14 protein-coding genes and 4 riboswitches are annotated in these 16995 nt (G+C 37.0%); of the genes, 4 read left to right on the top strand and 10 right to left on the bottom strand.

What is annotated here, in order from left to right; genetic code table 11:
* Nucleotides 1-5: 5 nt before the first annotated feature.
* Nucleotides 6-123: riboswitch (SAM riboswitch) on the bottom strand.
* A 98-nt stretch (nucleotides 124-221) separates the two neighbouring features.
* A riboswitch (SAM riboswitch) is annotated at nucleotides 222-315 on the bottom strand.
* Between the two features lie 59 nt (nucleotides 316-374).
* From VIG73_RS03145 to VIG73_RS03115, 7 genes are all read right to left on the bottom strand, one after another.
* Complete coding sequence (locus VIG73_RS03145; protein WP_331639095.1) at nucleotides 375-941, bottom strand: DUF1269 domain-containing protein; 567 nt, start codon at nucleotides 939-941, stop codon at nucleotides 375-377.
* A 131-nt stretch (nucleotides 942-1072) separates the two neighbouring features.
* The gene (locus VIG73_RS03140; RefSeq protein ID WP_331639094.1) at nucleotides 1073-2566 is read right to left on the bottom strand and encodes a peptide MFS transporter; all 1494 of its coding nucleotides are present in this window, start codon (nucleotides 2564-2566) and stop codon (nucleotides 1073-1075) included.
* Between the two features lie 562 nt (nucleotides 2567-3128).
* Nucleotides 3129-4076 carry a nuclease-related domain-containing protein gene (locus tag VIG73_RS03135; RefSeq protein ID WP_331639093.1) on the bottom strand — a complete coding sequence of 316 codons (948 nt, stop codon included), beginning with the start codon at nucleotides 4074-4076 and terminating at the stop codon, nucleotides 3129-3131.
* 335 nt (nucleotides 4077-4411) lie between these two features.
* The gene (locus VIG73_RS03130; RefSeq protein ID WP_331639092.1) at nucleotides 4412-5083 is read right to left on the bottom strand and encodes a uracil-DNA glycosylase; all 672 of its coding nucleotides are present in this window, start codon (nucleotides 5081-5083) and stop codon (nucleotides 4412-4414) included.
* A gap of 242 nt (nucleotides 5084-5325) precedes the next feature.
* Complete coding sequence (locus VIG73_RS03125) at nucleotides 5326-5526, bottom strand: hypothetical protein (RefSeq protein ID WP_331639091.1); 201 nt, start codon at nucleotides 5524-5526, stop codon at nucleotides 5326-5328.
* Entirely contained in the window at nucleotides 5504-7270 is a 1767-nt protein-coding gene (thiC, locus tag VIG73_RS03120) for a phosphomethylpyrimidine synthase ThiC (protein WP_331639090.1), read from the bottom strand. Before thiC ends, VIG73_RS03125 begins: the two co-directional genes overlap by 23 nt.
* 160 nt (nucleotides 7271-7430) lie before the next feature.
* Nucleotides 7431-7547, bottom strand: a riboswitch (TPP riboswitch).
* Nucleotides 7548-7606: 59 nt separating this feature from the next.
* Nucleotides 7607-7894: a DUF4282 domain-containing protein gene (locus VIG73_RS03115; protein ID WP_331639089.1), complete on the bottom strand. Its 288-nt coding sequence runs from the start codon at nucleotides 7892-7894 to the stop codon at nucleotides 7607-7609.
* Nucleotides 7895-8137: 243 nt separating this feature from the next.
* On the opposite strand from VIG73_RS03115, the gene VIG73_RS03110 reads away from it, so the two are divergent.
* Nucleotides 8138-9127, top strand: a complete 990-nt coding sequence (locus tag VIG73_RS03110; protein ID WP_331639088.1) for an asparaginase — start codon at nucleotides 8138-8140, stop codon at nucleotides 9125-9127.
* A 216-nt stretch (nucleotides 9128-9343) separates the two neighbouring features.
* The gene (locus VIG73_RS03105; RefSeq protein ID WP_331639087.1) at nucleotides 9344-10510 is read left to right on the top strand and encodes a hydroxymethylglutaryl-CoA synthase; all 1167 of its coding nucleotides are present in this window, start codon (nucleotides 9344-9346) and stop codon (nucleotides 10508-10510) included.
* A 614-nt stretch (nucleotides 10511-11124) separates the two neighbouring features.
* On the opposite strand, the gene VIG73_RS03100 is transcribed toward VIG73_RS03105, so the two are convergent.
* On the bottom strand, nucleotides 11125-12471 hold the full coding sequence (locus VIG73_RS03100) for a sodium/glutamate symporter (RefSeq protein WP_331639086.1): 1347 nt from the start codon (nucleotides 12469-12471) through the stop codon (nucleotides 11125-11127).
* A 386-nt stretch (nucleotides 12472-12857) separates the two neighbouring features.
* Here VIG73_RS03100 and cbpA point away from each other — a divergent pair, with 386 nt between their 5' ends.
* Nucleotides 12858-13487 carry a cyclic di-AMP binding protein CbpA gene (gene cbpA / locus VIG73_RS03095; RefSeq protein WP_331639085.1) on the top strand — a complete coding sequence of 210 codons (630 nt, stop codon included), beginning with the start codon at nucleotides 12858-12860 and terminating at the stop codon, nucleotides 13485-13487.
* A 490-nt stretch (nucleotides 13488-13977) separates the two neighbouring features.
* On the opposite strand, the gene VIG73_RS03090 is transcribed toward cbpA, so the two are convergent.
* Nucleotides 13978-14952, bottom strand: coding sequence for an SLAC1 anion channel family protein (locus VIG73_RS03090; protein WP_331639084.1), 975 nt, complete (start codon nucleotides 14950-14952; stop codon nucleotides 13978-13980).
* A 220-nt stretch (nucleotides 14953-15172) separates the two neighbouring features.
* Nucleotides 15173-15790 carry a response regulator transcription factor gene (locus VIG73_RS03085; protein WP_331639083.1) on the bottom strand — a complete coding sequence of 206 codons (618 nt, stop codon included), beginning with the start codon at nucleotides 15788-15790 and terminating at the stop codon, nucleotides 15173-15175.
* 92 nt (nucleotides 15791-15882) lie between these two features.
* Nucleotides 15883-15974: riboswitch (cyclic di-GMP riboswitch) on the bottom strand.
* A 157-nt stretch (nucleotides 15975-16131) separates the two neighbouring features.
* Between VIG73_RS03085 and VIG73_RS03080 the strand changes: the two genes are divergently transcribed.
* Nucleotides 16132-16989 (top strand): methyl-accepting chemotaxis protein, encoded by an 858-nt coding sequence (locus VIG73_RS03080; RefSeq protein WP_331639082.1) that lies wholly within the window; start codon nucleotides 16132-16134, stop codon nucleotides 16987-16989.
* Nucleotides 16990-16995: the final 6 nt, after the last annotated feature.

The following is a 16995-nucleotide window of genomic DNA, read 5'->3' as shown; positions in this document are numbered from 1 at the left end:
CTTCCCTCTCATCTTTCTCATTGGGAGCTCCCCAAGAGTAGGATTTAGCACCGTTTCAGAAGATTACTCTGAAGGTTGCCGAGGTTTCACAGGGCCTAATCCCTCCACCTCTCTCGATAAGAGTTTGTTATTTAATTTTTATTTAAATCCTATGGCTTAAAGATTTTTCTATGACTAAAACAAAAAACCTCTTTCGCTAATAACTGAAAGAGGAGTATCATCTCTTATCTTTCAGCTCTTGCTGCAGGAATTAGCACCTTCATATGAGGTTGCTGGGTTTCATCGGGCCTGTCCCTCCACCACTCTTGATAAGTTTATTTATAAGGTTATATGACATTGTAGTCATAATTCAGATAAATGTCAAGGGTATTTTTTTATTGTTCGTCGTTTCGTTTTGCTTTGTCTTTATCGAACCAACGCTTTTTGGCTTCTTGTTGCAGTTCACGTTCTGTTTGTCTTGCACGTTCAATTTCTTCTTTAACAAGTTCTAAGTCAAGTTGTAATAGTCTGCCACCTTCTAATTCATCATAGGCTAAGTCTTGTAATGTATCACGACTTTCAGCAGTTGCAATGACCATTAGTCCAGTTTTCCCCGGAGAGATCATTGATAGCGTTTGATCAAAGACTGACATCGCATCTCGTACTTCACGGGCATCACCTGAAGCACCAATCATTGTACCAGATACCCATCCTAATAACATGCCAATTGGTCCTCCTAAAATACCAATCAATAAACCGATTAGACTACCACGAGATGTTTTATCTGGTCCGGTCATATCCATGAAATCTTTTATTTGCAGTTTTTCTTCAACACTATTCGTTATGACTGCCATCTGTTCGATTTGAACTTTTTTTGCAACATGTAATTGTTTAAGCTCTGAAAATGCTTGATATGATTTACTGTCTTCTTCAAATGTCATGATGAAAACACGCTTACCCACACGATCACCTCAATTCTTTTATTCACTCTCATCTTATCATAGAAGAATGGAAAAAGAGAATATTTGCTAAATCAGTTTATACATAAAAAACCCTAATCTGTATGTCTCAGATTAGGGTTGTGTGACGAATTTTATTTAACACCAATCATATATTTTTGAATTTTCGGAGCTACTATAAATAATAGGAAACTGAGTGCTACAGCCGTTCCACCAATTAATCCGAAGTAAAAGACTTCAGTTTCAGGCGTATATAGTTTTACGAGCTGAGCGTTAAGCGCTTGTGCTGCAGCGTTTGATAAAAACCAGAGACTCATTGTTTGGGCAGAGAAAGCTGCTGGTGCTAGTTTTGTTGTTGCTGATAATCCAACTGGTGATAAACAGAGTTCCCCAATAACAGCTAATAGAAAACTTAATGTTAACCAGATAGGATGGACAAGTGCCTCTGTTCCATACATGAAAGCTGGCACAATCATGATTATAAATGATAGCCCAGCAAAGAATAGACCAAATGAAAATTTGCGTGTTGTTGATGGTTGACGTTCACCTAATTTAATCCATAAAGTGGCGAATATCGGTGCCAACGTAATAACAAATAGTGGGCTGAGAGATTGGAACCATGACGAATGTAATTGGATACCAAAAATCTCTAACTGTGTTCGTTTATCAGCATATTCTGCTAAAATAATCGCTCCTTGTTCATAGATTGCCCAGAACAAGACAGATGTAATAAATAGTGGAATATAAGCAAGTAGTCGTGATTTTTCCACACTCGTTGTTTTTTCACTGCGATACATGAGGATGAAGTATGCAGTTGGAATAATAATCCCTAAAAGACTAATTAAAATAGTGAAACGATTAATGGTTAATATGTTCGTAGGGATTGTTGCAAAACCTAATCCGACAATAATTAAGAGTCCGATTACAATTCTTTTAATCACTCTAGCCTTTTCATCTGGCTGTAATGGGTTCGGTACTTGAGTTCCAGCAAGAGCTAAGTTTTTCTTTTTTGTAACTACAAAAACTATAAGCCCTAATAACATACCAATTGCTGCCATTCCGAAACCGAGGTGGTAATTATATTTTTGTCCCAACGTTCCGACGATAAATGGCGCAATGAATGCACCCATGTTGATTCCCATATAAAAAATACTAAAACCTGCGTCACGACGATTATCTTCTGGATGGTACATGTCACCAACAATACTTGATACGTTTGGTTTTAAAAGCCCTGTCCCAATAATAATCAGGAACATGGATATAAATAAAGCGGTTACACCTGCCGGTAAAGCTAGTACAATATGTCCCGCCATGATTAGAATTCCACCATAGAAAATCGAGCGCTGTGTGCCGAGTAAGCGGTCTGCTATCCACCCACCTATAATCCCAGACATATACACTAATGATCCATAAACAGCCATAATTGATTTAGCTGTTCCTTCTTCCATGCCGAGACCACCATTTACAACTTCACTGTACATATAGTAGAGCAATAATGCGCGCATACCATAGTATGAGAAGCGTTCCCAGAACTCTGTAAAAAATAGCGTAAATAATCCTTTTGGATGGCCAAAAAAGCCTTTTTGCGGAACACTATTTACGATGGCTTCTCGATCTATTTTACTCATTAACTGTAAACCCCTTTCGTAAATCCGCCCCATTTGTTTTGAATAGTCAGACGAATGCCGTTTTTGTTACCTTTTAAATATAATACATTAAAATTCAAATAGCAAATGAAATTTTTGTCAGTAAAATGCGTATTTTTGTAGGATTCTTGGGTTGGAATGAGTGATTGCCGTTATACCTTAACGGGTTTTTATTAAGTGAGTGGTTGGTGGTGATGGAATGTTTTCTACTCTGTACGAACCCTGTTAAAGATATCAATCGATGGAGATTAGAGCGTTCCACTCCGCACGGCCTCTGTCAAAGATATCAATCGATGCGGAGTAAAGCGTTCCACTCCGCACGGCCTCTGTTAAAGATATCAATCGATGCGGAGTAGAGTGTTCCACTCCGCACGGCCTCTGTTAAAGATATCAATCGATGGAGAGTAGAGTGTTCCACTCCGCGCGGATACTGTTAAAGATATCAATCAATGCAGAGTAGAGTGTTCCACTCCATACGGCCTCTGTTAAAAATAGAAAGACATGAAGAGTAGATCACCAGATAAGAACAGCAAAATAATTAATGTTATGGCCTTATGTCGTAATAAGAGTAAGGCCCATTATGAATGAAGATAAAATGCTTTGATAGTACTTTTCTAATGGTTGTAGGTGACCGAAATATATGACACCACTCATAAATGACATTGGTTGTTATTTTCATACCTGGAAATAGTAGATGGAACTCATACACGTTGCGCAATATCCCTTTTTCTAATGTCTCAGTATATCCGCAGTTATCACATAATAAAAAGCTTTGTCTCTCCCTCGATAAAAACATACAGCACTCCGGGCAGGTGATGCCTTTTCGTAGTTGTTTGAAGTCATAGTCTGGCAGGTTTTCAAAGAAAGTATCAGTTATTTGAATCTCCTTTAAATCCTGAGCTAACCGATGATGCTCTTGTTTGAGCGGGACGTGTGATTTGTTCAGGAATTGGATGAATCGATTTAATTGGCTTCGAAGTAGGATAGGTAGGTTAGGTGGAAGTTGATATAGAGTAAAGTCTCGGTTAATAAAAACGAGATATGATTTTACGGGTATATTGTGACCGAGATTTTTGACGAGCTGGCGTAGTAAGTAATCGCTCTTATTTAATTGATTGAGCGGATTTCGAATTTCTTGCTTAGTTGATTTGACAAACCAATTTCCATTATCAATATAAAATTCACCTTCATAGTTTTTTACTTCGAATGAAAAAATGGTATGAGCATGAATGAGTGTGTGATCAACTTGAAAAAGGGAGTTGTTACTTTGGAGTAGAAGATTGTGGAGAAAAATAGAGTTGGTTGTGAGGTTGTTTTTTATCAAGTGATAGAATTGTTTTTCTCCTTCATATCCTTTTAATAGTCGAATATAATGTTGTTTCTCTTTTTTTGAAAGGTTCATGCGAGCGAATAGAATACGCCTTTTTTGTAAATCTTTTGGCATGACTATTTTTTGCTGAACGTCTTTCATAATATCAACCTTTCTATTCATTTTTATTTTGCTGGTATTATTAAAGTCCTATAGATAGGGGAAAACAGCTCAAAGTGGCAGGGAAACGACCGGGGTAGTGGTTATTCGTCCACAGAAAAATATTTGTAGAGCGTAAGTGCGACAAGGTTCAGTCTAGTAAAAAGGCTATCTAAATTTAGTGAACCTTATATAGATTTTAAGCTAAAAAGAAAGTGGAATCAAGTTTGCTAGGGGAAGAGTGCGCACCATTTTTTAGATTGAGTGGGGGAAAAAAGTATGCTCCTTACTTCGCAAAAAGCGTTAGAAAGAGGTAGTGTAGTCTTTCTTTTGGGAGGGAGAGAGATGCCAAATCTCCCTCACTCAATACCCCAATCAATTTCTTCTTGTCCGGTTTGCTTTAGGAGTGTGTTTGTTTTTGAAAATGGACGACTTCCAAAAAAACCACGGTGTGCTGAAAGGGGACTCGGATGTGGTGCCGTTAATACAAAATGTTTGTCCAAATCGATTAAAGCTTGCTTGTTTTGAGCAGCTCTGCCCCAAAGGATATAAACAATCGGCTTTTCCTTTTCATTTAATGTTTTTATAACTTGGTCTGTAAAGTTTTCCCAACCCTGTCCACGGTGAGAATGGGCTTGACCACTACGAACTGTTAATACGGTATTCAAAAGAAGCACGCCCTGTTTGGCCCACTTAACAAGATTGCCGTGATTCGGTGACTGAAAGCCAAGGTCATTTTCTAATTCTTTGAAAATATTTATTAGAGATGGTGGGCGCTTCACACCTGGTTGCACGGAAAAACTAAGCCCGTGTGCTTGGTTTGGTCCATGATATGGATCTTGTCCGAGAATGACGACTTTCACATCACTGAAAGGTGTATAATGTAAGGCGTTAAAAATATCGTACATATTCGGATAAATGGTCTCTGTTTGGTATTCTTTTTTCAAAAATTCTCGTAGTCTTAAATAATATGATTTGGAAAATTCCTTTTTTAGCCGAGGTGCCCAGTCATTTTTCAAAATCTCTGTCATTTTATTCATCCTTAAATGTCATTTTTATAGCTATTAATATGTTATGGTATGTGACAAAATCGTACAAGTAAAGTGAAGCGTCAACTAAATTACTACTAAAGCGGCGTCAATGGATCGGTCAAAATATTTAACGAAGCCATGTGAAACCTAAACTAAAATACTATTAAAAGCGTAAAAAACTACCCAGAAATTTCGTCATTGCTCATGATTTTCTGGGCAGTTCCATAATCAAATAACTAAGTTTAATAATGCAGGCTTTCTGTGAAATGACAGATTTTACATTTTCTTATGACTGTTGTTTCGAAAAAATGGTGATTGCATTGCTGTTGAATATGTTCTAGTTCTTGTTCGAGTAGCTTTAGTTTATCTCGTAAAACAGTCATCTCATTTATCAACCGTTTAGCTTGTCGCGTTCTTGGATTACTGATAAATGGACGATCCATGTTCGATAAACTCCTTTGATTTTTGTTTCATGCCTTCTTCGATGACTTCAGATTCTGTTGTTCCTTTTTCTTTAGCCATTTTTCTTAAGTCATGAGAAATCCGCATGGAGCAGAATTTTGGCCCACACATGGAACAGAAGTGGGCTACTTTTGCACCTTCTGCAGGAAGTGTTTCATCATGATATTCTCTAGCTCTGTCAGGATCAAGTGCTAAGTTAAACTGGTCTATCCAGCGGAATTCGAACCGTGCTTTTGATAAGGCATCATCTCGAATTTGTGCTCCAGGGTGTCCTTTGGCCAAGTCGGCTGCATGGGCTGCGATTTTATAAGCGATAACTCCTTCACGGACATCATCACGATTCGGTAGTCCTAAATGTTCTTTTGGTGTCACATAACATAACATTGCGGTACCGAACCAACCAATCATGGCAGCTCCAATCGCTGATGTGATATGGTCATAGCCAGGCGCAATATCGGTTGTTAATGGTCCAAGTGTGTAGAAAGGAGCATCATGACAATCTTCAATCGCGCGATCAACGTTTTCTTTAATTTTGTTCATTGGAATATGCCCAGGACCTTCAATCATCACTTGAACATCATGCTTCCAAGCAATTTTCGTTAATTCTCCGAGTGTTTTAAGCTCCGCGAACTGGGCTTCGTCATTAGCATCAGCAATCGATCCTGGTCGTAGTCCATCTCCAAGTGACACAGAGATATTATATGCTTTAAGAATTTCACAAATCTCTTCAAAATGTGTGTACAAGAAATTTTCTTTATGATGAGCGAGACACCATTGCGCCATGATTGAACCACCACGGGATACAATTCCAGTCGTCCGTTTAATCGTCATTGGAACATAGCGTAATAGGACTCCGGCATGAATCGTGAAATAATCAACACCCTGTTCGGCTTGCTCGATTAAGGTGTCACGATACACTTCCCATGTTAAATCTTCAGCAATACCGTTCACTTTTTCAAGTGCTTGATAGATGGGTACGGTACCAACTGGGACCGGTGAATTTCTGATGATGAATTCCCGTGTCGTATGAATGTTTTTCCCTGTTGATAAATCCATCATTGTATCGGCGCCCCAATGTGTTGCCCAAGTCATCTTTTCCACTTCTTCTTCGATTGATGAACTAACAGCTGAGTTCCCAATATTGGCATTTATCTTGACGTGAAAATTCCTTCCGATAATCATCGGCTCACATTCAGGGTGATTAATGTTTGCTGGAATAATCGCACGTCCTTCAGCAACTTCTTTTCTAACAAACTCTGAATCTAAATTTTCACGGATGGCAATAAATTCCATTTCGGGTGTAATGATTCCTTTTTTAGCGTAATGCATTTGGGTGACGTTTTTTCCTTCTTTTGCACGGAGTGGTTTACGCTTGAAAGGCGGAGTAATGGCTTTTGTATCACTTTTTCGAAGTCCGTTGTCTTCTGGTTTAATTACTCTTCCTCCATATTCTTCTACATCATTTCGTTCTAAAATCCATTTTTTCCTAAGTTCCGGTAATCCCTTATGAACATCTGGTATAAAGTCTGGGTCAGTATATGGTCCGCTCGTATCATAAACACGGACAGGCTCATTATGAAAAACGCCTGCATCTGTTTCTGTTGGGTTTAATTCGATTTCACGCATCGGTACCCTTATATCAGGTCTTGACCCCTCAATATACACTTTCTTACTTGCTGGAAATTGCTTTTTAAAATCAATGTCTACTTGATTAAGTTGCCTCATGAATAATTCCTCCCTCTGATGTTTATTGGAATACTATCGAGGTATAGGAAGAAAGTAAGTCACCTTAAAAAATAAAAAAATCGAGTTCTTTTTCAAGAACCCGATTCATTGCCTACACAAGAGCATGGACTTACAAAAAACGATGCATCACAAAAGGATACATGTATGCAGACTACTTCCCTCCGCTGGTACAAACCAGATCAGGTTCTAAGAGTCAAAGAGCTTAAAGCGCGCTCTTCTCTCAGTCCAAGCTGTTTGGACACCCCTAGTAGATTCCTAATTATTCATTTGTGTAAACGTTATCATATTATACACGTTTTGTAAAGCTGTTTTTTATTATGAAATTCTTTGTTGCTTAGATTGTCTTAATTCATCTCTAATTTCAACTAATGTTTCGTGCATTTTAAACATGACAATAAGTAGTTCGCAATAGACTTTTACAAAGATTGGACCAACGACTAAAATGCCAATACCAGAAAGTGTAATAAATCCACCAGCATATGTATTAAGCCCTGAAATAATAAAGACTAAGCCTGTTAATCCTACGAAAACAAGTCCAATCCAAAAAAGAATTTTAATAATTGTAGGTGTAAGCATCTTGTCAAAACTAAAAAAGCGATCCATTGTAATCCCTCCCTCCATATACTCCTTTATTAAGGCATTATAACGGTGTTAGCCAAAAATTTGTATATAATTTACTGTTTTTTACATAAATTTAATTTGTTTGTAATAATTGCTCTAAATAATGAGTCTTTAGGATTATATAAAAGTTAGTTTTTTGAGCTAGCTAGGAAGCTATAAAATTAATCTATTATATTGTGTATAATACGATATAGATTAAGTCTAGGGTTTGTTGGAGGTAGAGAGATGAAAAAAATAGCTTTGTTCTCTATGGGGGGAACGATCTCAGCGAAAGGGAAGAATCGGTTAGATTTAAAAGACTATACGTCTGGAAAAATAACAGGTGAAGAGCTTTTGGACTCCCTTCCTGAAATCAATCAGATTGCAGAAGTTCACCCGGTACAAATTGATAATATTAGTAGTACTAATTTAAAAGAAGCACATTGGCTGATTTTACAGCGTGAAGTTAATCGATATTTAAATGAGTTAGATTTTGATGGTGCTGTTATTACACAAGGGACAAGTACGTTGGAAGAAACAGCTTATTATTTACATTTAACGTTAGCGACGGATAAACCTGTTGTACTTGTTGGAGCTCAACGACCATCCTCAGCTCTTAGTACGGATGCGCCACTAAATTTCCTCAACGCAGTTCGAGTGGCGACCCATGAACAATCGAAAGGAAGAGGTGTGCTTGTCGTCGCAAATGATCAAATTAGCTGTGCGCGTGATGTCACTAAAGTGAATACATATCGCGTCGAAACATTTCAATCGGGTGAGTTGGGCCATTTAGGGTGGGTCAATCCGAATGGGACTGTAGAGTTTTATCGCGAGCCGACAAGGAAACATACGGTTCATTCGATTTTTACTCAGCTTGAAATGAATCAATTGCCACGTATTGCCATTGTTTACTCATACGCAGGTGCAGATGGTGATTTAATTGATTATATTTCTTCCACTGATTCTTATGATGGTCTGGTCATTGCAGGTGTGGGGGCGGGGCGTTTTTCCAGAGTTGAGGAGCGCGCGATTCGTCACGCGATTGAGAAAGGTCTTCATGTCGTGCGCAGTAGTCGTGGTGGGCAGGGGTCTGTTGTTGATATAGCAGCTTATGAAGGACTACGTACGATTGCGGGTGATAACTTAACACCACAGAAAGCACGTATTTTATTAATGTTAGCTCTCTGCATGACTGAGGATTATATGGAGATTCAGCGTTATTTTTATGAATATTAATATAAAAAGAGTTTTGAGCAAAAGGACTGAACTCGTTAGCAGACCTATTTTATGCTTTTGTAAATTGTTAAATATTCACTGCTTACTTAAAAAAGCAAGAACACTTTCATTTTCTCAATGAATATGCGAAAATATGTTAGTATGATTATTATTAAATCTACGTTTATAATGTGTCGCTAAATATACTATGTATTAAAATAAAGGAGAATCACAGCAGTGAAAATAGGTATTGACAAAATAGGTTTTTTCACACCACATTTATATATTGATATGAATAAATTGGCGTTGGCGCGTAAGGAAGAGCCAGAAAAGTATACCATTGGAATCGGTCAGGATGAGATGGCTGTGGCGCCGATTACTCAAGATCCAGTGACATTGGCTGCAAATGCTGCATTCAATATATTAAATGATGATGATAAAAAGGCGATTGACTTTGTTATTTTTGGAACTGAAACAGGTATTGACCATTCAAAATCAGCAGCGATTTATGTCCATCATTTATTAGGCTTAAAACCAGAAGCGCGTTCAATTGAAATGAAGCAGGCATGCTATGCAGCAACAGCAGCGATTCAATTAGCGAAAGGCCATATTGCCTTAAATCCAGACAGCAAAGTTTTAATTCTTGCTTCCGATATTGCAAGATATGGCTTGAATACGCCGGGCGAAGTCACACAAGGGGCAGGCGCTGTCGCAATTGTTATTAGTGCCAATCCAAGAATCATGGCATTAGAAGAAACAAGCACATATCAAACAGATGATATTATGGATTTCTGGCGTCCTGTATACTCAGACACTGCTTATGTTGATGGAAAATATTCAAATGAAAAATATATATCCTTTTTCTCATCGGTGTGGAATACGTATAAAGAGAAAACAGGGCTTGGTCTAAGTGATTTTGAAGCATTATGTTATCACTTACCATATACAAAAATGGGATTAAAAGCATTGCGTACGATTTATGATGAAGGTACAGAAGCTGATAAAGAACGATTAGTCGACTATTATCAAACAAGTACAACTTATAATCGAAGAATCGGAAATATTTATACTGGATCATTATATTTAAGCCTGTTATCTTTACTCGAACAAAAGCCATTGAAAGATGGCTCACGAATCGGCCTATTTAGTTATGGGTCTGGTGCGGTCGGTGAATTTTTCTCTGGAATTTTACAACCGGACTATCGTGAACATCTTTTTATTGATAAACATATGGAGTTATTTGCAGCACGTCAGGAAATTTCAATACCAGAGTATGAAAAGATTTTTGAAGAGGTACTTCCGGTTGACGGTTCTTCATTAGATTTAGATGTAACGAAAGACCCTGCTCCAATTTGTTTAGCTGGAATTAAAGATCACATGCGTCAATATATTAATAAAAAATAATGGAAATAAAGAGCTCCGTAAGTCGATGTAGATCGATATGCGGAGCCTTTTTTATATGTGATTTTCTAGATTTGCTCTGACAATTGAAGTGAGTGATAGCTTCTCGCGTTGAAAACTCACCACGAGACAACGTATTGAGGTTTCAATATGTCCTCTCACGTTGAAAAACTACAACGAGACATCACATTAAAGCTCCAACGCGTCCTCTCACATGTGAAAGCTGTGCTGAGACATCGCATTGAACGTACAATACAGCCTCTCGCGCTCAAAACCGACGACGAGACACCGCGTTGAAAGCTCAATGCAGCCTCTCGCGAACAAAACTCACGACGAGACACCGCGTCGAACGTTCAATACAGCTTCTCGCGCTCAAAACTCACGACGAGACACCGCGTTGAACGTACAATACAGCCTCTCGCGCTCAAAACCGACGACGAGACACCGCATTGAAGCTCCAATGCTACCTCTCGCACCGCAAACCTGCTTCGATATACCGCCTTGGCCCTCCAACGCACCTCGCCTAACCTCCAAAATACCATACAGATATATATATTAAAACAAGCGGAAAAAACGAAATACGTTTTCTCCGCTTGTTAGTATCATATAAAAGGTCGTTATTGTTTTGTTGTCGCTTTCTTTTTAATCCAATTGTTTTTATAAGATATCCAAAATATGAATGCAGATGCTAACAGTGTAACGGCCACAAAGAGATAGGACTGCGATTGGATTACGAGTAATGGTCCGAATGTGACTAAAAGGACCTCTACTGGTGCAATTGGAATATAGGCTAAACCGTAATCATCCAGTGTCTTACTTTCTGAATGTGGGTCGACAATACGCAATAGGGCGATTCCCATTGCAACGGTTCCAGTTGTCCAACCCCAGTTAAATATCCCACGTTCAAACCAATAATCAGGAAAGTATTTTTTCGATATAACTGCAAAAAACATAAAAGCGATGATTAATCCAAAACTGAGTAAAATCACTAATGGTGTAATGTAATCGAGTACAACAGAGATACTAATAGATGCTATTCCGAATGCAACGAGAAAATCAGTTGCACTTCCACTAATTCGACTCACAACATGTCCATTGATATATTGATCTGAATTTGTACTAATAAGGATTTTTTTAACGAGTAATCCAACAATAAAAGCTAAGGAAAAGACAGGAATCGTAGCTTGAGGGAATAGTGCTTCTCCCCACTTACTCAAGTAATAACCACCCATTGCTATGAAAATAACTAAGGCAAAATGTAGGACGAATGGATCAACGGAAATCGGTGAAACAGTGTCCATTTTAATACTTTGTCGTTTAGGGGGTGGAATTAGACCGGTCCTTAGTTCATTTGGTAAATCTTTAAAATCAGTTAAATAAGATGTATACCCTTTCTTTGATCCAATTTTAATAAATAAAACACCTATTAAAATGGCAGCAAGTACACCGACTGTTGCCGAGGTCATTGCCAGTGATGTCGCTTCTTCCCAGCCGTGTTTACTAAACATATCGCCGACAGCAGCGGCTGTTCCGTGTCCACCAACAAATCCCGCAGCTAATATAAGCCCGAATCCAGCATGAAGCTGATCCCAAAATGGATTGATAAATAGCATCGCAAATAATAGGCCGGCTCCCCACATTAACACCATTGAGTTTTGTGAGTAGGCCCACATGCTCCCAATTCGGCCTTTGATTTTTTTCCAACTCACAGCATTTGCAGTTAAGGGTATTGACCCGAAGATAAAGGCGATTAGAATGGCTGGATATGTGCTAATCTGGTTAGAAAACGGTAAGAAATTTAAACCATTTGGTCCTAGTAATAGTCCTAAAAAGCCAGCGATGATACTAGCTGGTAGAAATAATTTTTGAATGAATTTTACTTTGGCTCGTAGAATTGTTCCGATAATTAATAGTACCGCGGCTAAACCGAAGTCGACGAAAAAATCCCAAGGTGAAAAAGCCATTATCTCATCTCCTTTTTTATGAAGTTTATTGAAAGCGTTTTATGTCTGAACTATATTAAGGTAAATGAGTCCATATATGAAGACGCTCATCATGAAAATTTTTGGATTTGAATATAGTGAGGAATGAATCTCTAATTTTTTAAAAAAAGGCGACTCAATAAATCGTTATTTGAGTCCACAACGACATACATTATCATTTTTATATACAGGTGTAAACCCTATTATCTAAAATACAATTATTAAAACTATTAGTAGTTTTTGTTGAATAATGTGTTCTTAATAATCCAGCAAGATGATGAATTTTAATTCTATTGCAATTAGGAATAAAATATAAGAAAATGGATGTATAGGGTTTATTCATAACATAAATTATAGGGGGTTTTAGGATGCTTGTTAAAAATGATTATGTCAATAAGACAGAAGTGGTTTATGTTAAAGAAAATGATAATATGCAAGATGTTATGGACAAATTAGTCACATCCGGTTATCGCTGTATCCCTGTCCTAGATGAAGCGGGAGAAAAGTATGTCGGTAATGTTTATAAAGTCCATCTATTAAAACATGAAAGAGAACATTCACTAGATGCCCCACTAAATGAATTGATTGCAGATCGCAAGAATAGTTATGTCAGGGAAGAAGATGCGTTTTTTAAAGTGTTTAAATCAATCAAGCAACTGCCTTTTCTTGCAGTTGTTGATGAGGATAAAAACTTTTTAGGTATATTAACGAATGGGAATGTTATTCAAGTCCTAGAGAATGCTTGGGGTGTACACAATGGGAGTTACTCACTTACTATTGGTACGATTGAATATGCTGGTGCTTTACAGAAAATGTTAAGTGTCGTTAATGAATACTGTAATGTTCAGAGTGTGATTTCGCTTAATAATAATTCCCAATATGTGAGAAGAGTTTGTGTTGTTCTACCTGAAGAAGTCGATGAAACATTGATGCAAAAAGTCGTAAAAGCACTTGATGACAATAACTTTACGATTACAGATATTGAAAAATTAAATTAACAAACGTTGAGACATAACAGGCCCCCTGTTTCTATGAAATATAGAAATGGGGGTTTTTTATTACAATCGTTTATTACATTAAGTTAGGTACCTCGGTTGTTACCCTTAAAAGCTTTTTACTGATTTCTTCAAGTAGATAATCTATCAAAAGGATCCATTTCTCTTATTATACTAAGTTATGGTAAAAAAGCCATATTACATTGCTAAAGTCCTAGACAAATGGTAATATTCGCCTTTTTATGGTACCCATTTGTTACCGGTAAATATTGTGTTACTCTTGAGCTTATTGCTTTTACTTTGGAAAGTGACTTTCAACGAAGCATTTACAATTCATTATCCAGATGATTCGAAGTATAAAGAATTTCGCAGTATTGTTAATGTGAAAAAGGTCGATGATGAATATTTAGTCGATGAATTAATTTCAGTCAATGAGATATAGTTTTATACGAAAAATCATGCCGTTTTCGCGGCATGATTTCTTTATATTGATTTAGTTTGAATTTCGTTCAGGTCCTGGAATACACAGCTTACGTTTGCGGATGAGTTCTATCGTTTTCCAAATTAAAAATAGGCTTAAAAAGATCAGTCCAATGCTTTGTATCTGGAAAATGTAGAGATATAATTGTTCATTTGTTTCTCTATATAACATGTAGGTTGCATTTGTTACAGCTGCGCTTGGAAAGAGGTAAGCCCACCATGAAATAAAGAACTTCCCCGTAAAAAAACGTTTAAACTGAATAAGGAAAAGCAAACCTAAATAAAATGCTATTCCGTAAAGTAACCAAGCAAAACCGTCTATTTCTCCAGCAAGTCTCATATAGGAACTAAAGCCGATGCCCGGTGGTGCTAATAGAATAAAAAAACTCGGTTTTAACGGTTCTGGAAAAGCCGGGTGAAAGTAGACACGATAAATAAAAACGGTCATATAAATGATGCTGAATAATATACCTATACTAAAGAATATCCAATTAATAGACATGCTTACATGTTCAACACCAGCAAGTGGCACAACAATATTTCCAACCAGCGGAATAAACCAAGTCGCATTAAATGCTTGAATCTGAAAGTAATGCTTCCAAATGAGTTTGGATAACACATTTAATGTAAGAATAAGTTGAAAGAGTACACCGATCAACCAAATAATAAATGATAGATTACTATGATAGTTAAGTAGAGGCACACTTATTAGAAGTAGACTTATTGAGATGGCCCCGAAAAAGTTCATTTTTACCGGATGATTAAATTCATTGATGACATCTTCTTTATAACGGACAAAGCGATAAATGAAGATCCCACCATTGATCAAAAATAATAAACATGCAATAAAGAAAAACAGCCATGATATCATCGGCTGAAACCCGTTTGCTTGTTCAAAGTATGTCATCGCTATACTTACACCGGCTAATCCCATTACACTAGCAAATAACATAATAGGAAAAAACCTTAATCGATGTTGACTTGTCATGTAATTTCCCCTTTTGAAATACCCGCATAGGTATTTTGCGATTCAGGTAAAATCATACACAATAACGTGACTAATGTCATTCTTTTTGCTTATCAATGGACATTTTGAGCCTCTCATGATTGAAGTCACAAGTTTTATTGGCTGATGGATAAAATAAATGAGAATTAACCTAATTCAGATATTTCGTTAAAGAATACACGACAGTTATATTTCGTTTAAATTATATAATAATCCAGTTGTTTTTAACCGCTTTTAATACTGCATCTGTTCGATTGTTTACTCCAAATTTCTTAAAGATAGAGCTAATGTGATTCTTTACTGTACTACTTGATATGCCCATTTTCTTAGCAATGACTTGATTATTTGAACCATTTGCAATATGTTCCAACACAACCCACTCTTTCTTAGTTAATAGATGAAGTGGTCGTTCAATTTTGATTTCAACATATGTACGATAAGACTGTAATAAGGTTGTTGAAAACACAGGGTGAACATAAACACCCCCTTGTAACATCATATTGATAGCATGAATCAGTTCCTGTTTTTTCATATTTGGGGTCAAATAACCGTCTAAATTGATTTGTAAAAGACGCTCAACTTGATTTTCGGCTGCTTCTGAAATACAGACAGCAATTTTTGTGGAATGATCAGTTTGTTGTAAAACGTCATCAATGTATGTACTGCTTGTAATAAGTAAGTCATATCTATTTAAATTATTTTGCTGTAATTGTCTAGGGTGGTGAACAAAAAAAGAACTGTTTTTCACTTTTTTCTGTAGCATGCGTGCTGTTCGCTGTATATTGTTTAGGTTATTTGAAACAATCCCAATATGGTTCATATATTTCACCTCACTCGATTTTAAAAAATAAAAAAAGCTACCAATCTAAAAAATGGATAGCCTGAATATGCCAAATCAAATGAAATATTTTATTTGGTAACCAGGCGATCATGGTACAGCTTTATGTACGGTAGACCCTCGGCTTTGCGTCCTATTCTTTCGAAATAGTTTGCCTTTATCAGCTTATACATTTAAAAAAACATCAACACAAATTGTAATTATACTGTTCCTTTTTTAAAAAATCAAATGCAATAGATTGTTTTTAGGAATTTTTTACCATTATTTAATAAAAGTAAAGATGTACCGATAATAATTGTATAACAGTTGAAAGGAGAATTTGCATGCAGATAGCTGATCAAAAAGAGTATCATCCATTAATCGAGGCATTCATTCAAGTTGCGCCATTATTCCAACAGCTTTCGAATGATGACACGACAATAGGCATTTATGACACGGAAAAGTTAATTATTAATTTTCCTGCGAAGGAATTCCAGTTAAATGTTAAACCTGGTGATCCATTAGTTGAAGGCGATATTATTACAAATGCTATTCGTGAAAACAGACCAATGGTTTCACCTGTTCCACCAGAATTGTTCGGAATTCATTTAATAGCACGAGCGATTCCGTTACGTGATGAACAAGGCAATGTGATTGGTGGTGTTGGAATTGGTGCGAGTATCGATCGCGCACAAAAACTATCGGAAATATCTCAAAATCTATCATCTGTTGTTGATGATGTAACAGATACGATTACAGATATGGCACAGTCAATCACCGAGTTAGCAGAAAATATTACACGTGTCTCAGAGAAAGCAACCGATGTATCAGATAGCGCTGAAATGATTGAAAAGGTGTCTAATGTAGTTAAAGAAATTGCTGATCAAAGTAACTTACTTGGATTAAATGCGGCTATAGAATCGGCACGGGCAGGTGAAAGTGGACGAGGGTTCTCTGTTGTAGCCGATGAAATTCGTAAAATGGCGAATAACTCGAAAGACCAAGTAAATGAAATCCAAACCATTACAGGTGATATTCGTCAAGTGATTGATACGTTGAATCGTTATATTCAAGAAGTAAATGTCGAATCGGATTCACAGTCAGCAGCCATTGAAGAACTATCCGCTACAATGCAGGAAATTAATGCCAATGTACATACACTTGCTACTCTTGCGAAAGAAAATATTACATTTGAAAATTAATGAGAA

It is taken from the genome of Cerasibacillus sp. (genome assembly GCF_036516575.1).
Classification (GTDB): domain Bacteria; phylum Bacillota; class Bacilli; order Bacillales; family Amphibacillaceae; genus Cerasibacillus.
The sequence above is the reverse complement of the archived record's forward strand: the minus strand, read 5'-3'. Positions and strand labels throughout refer to the sequence as shown.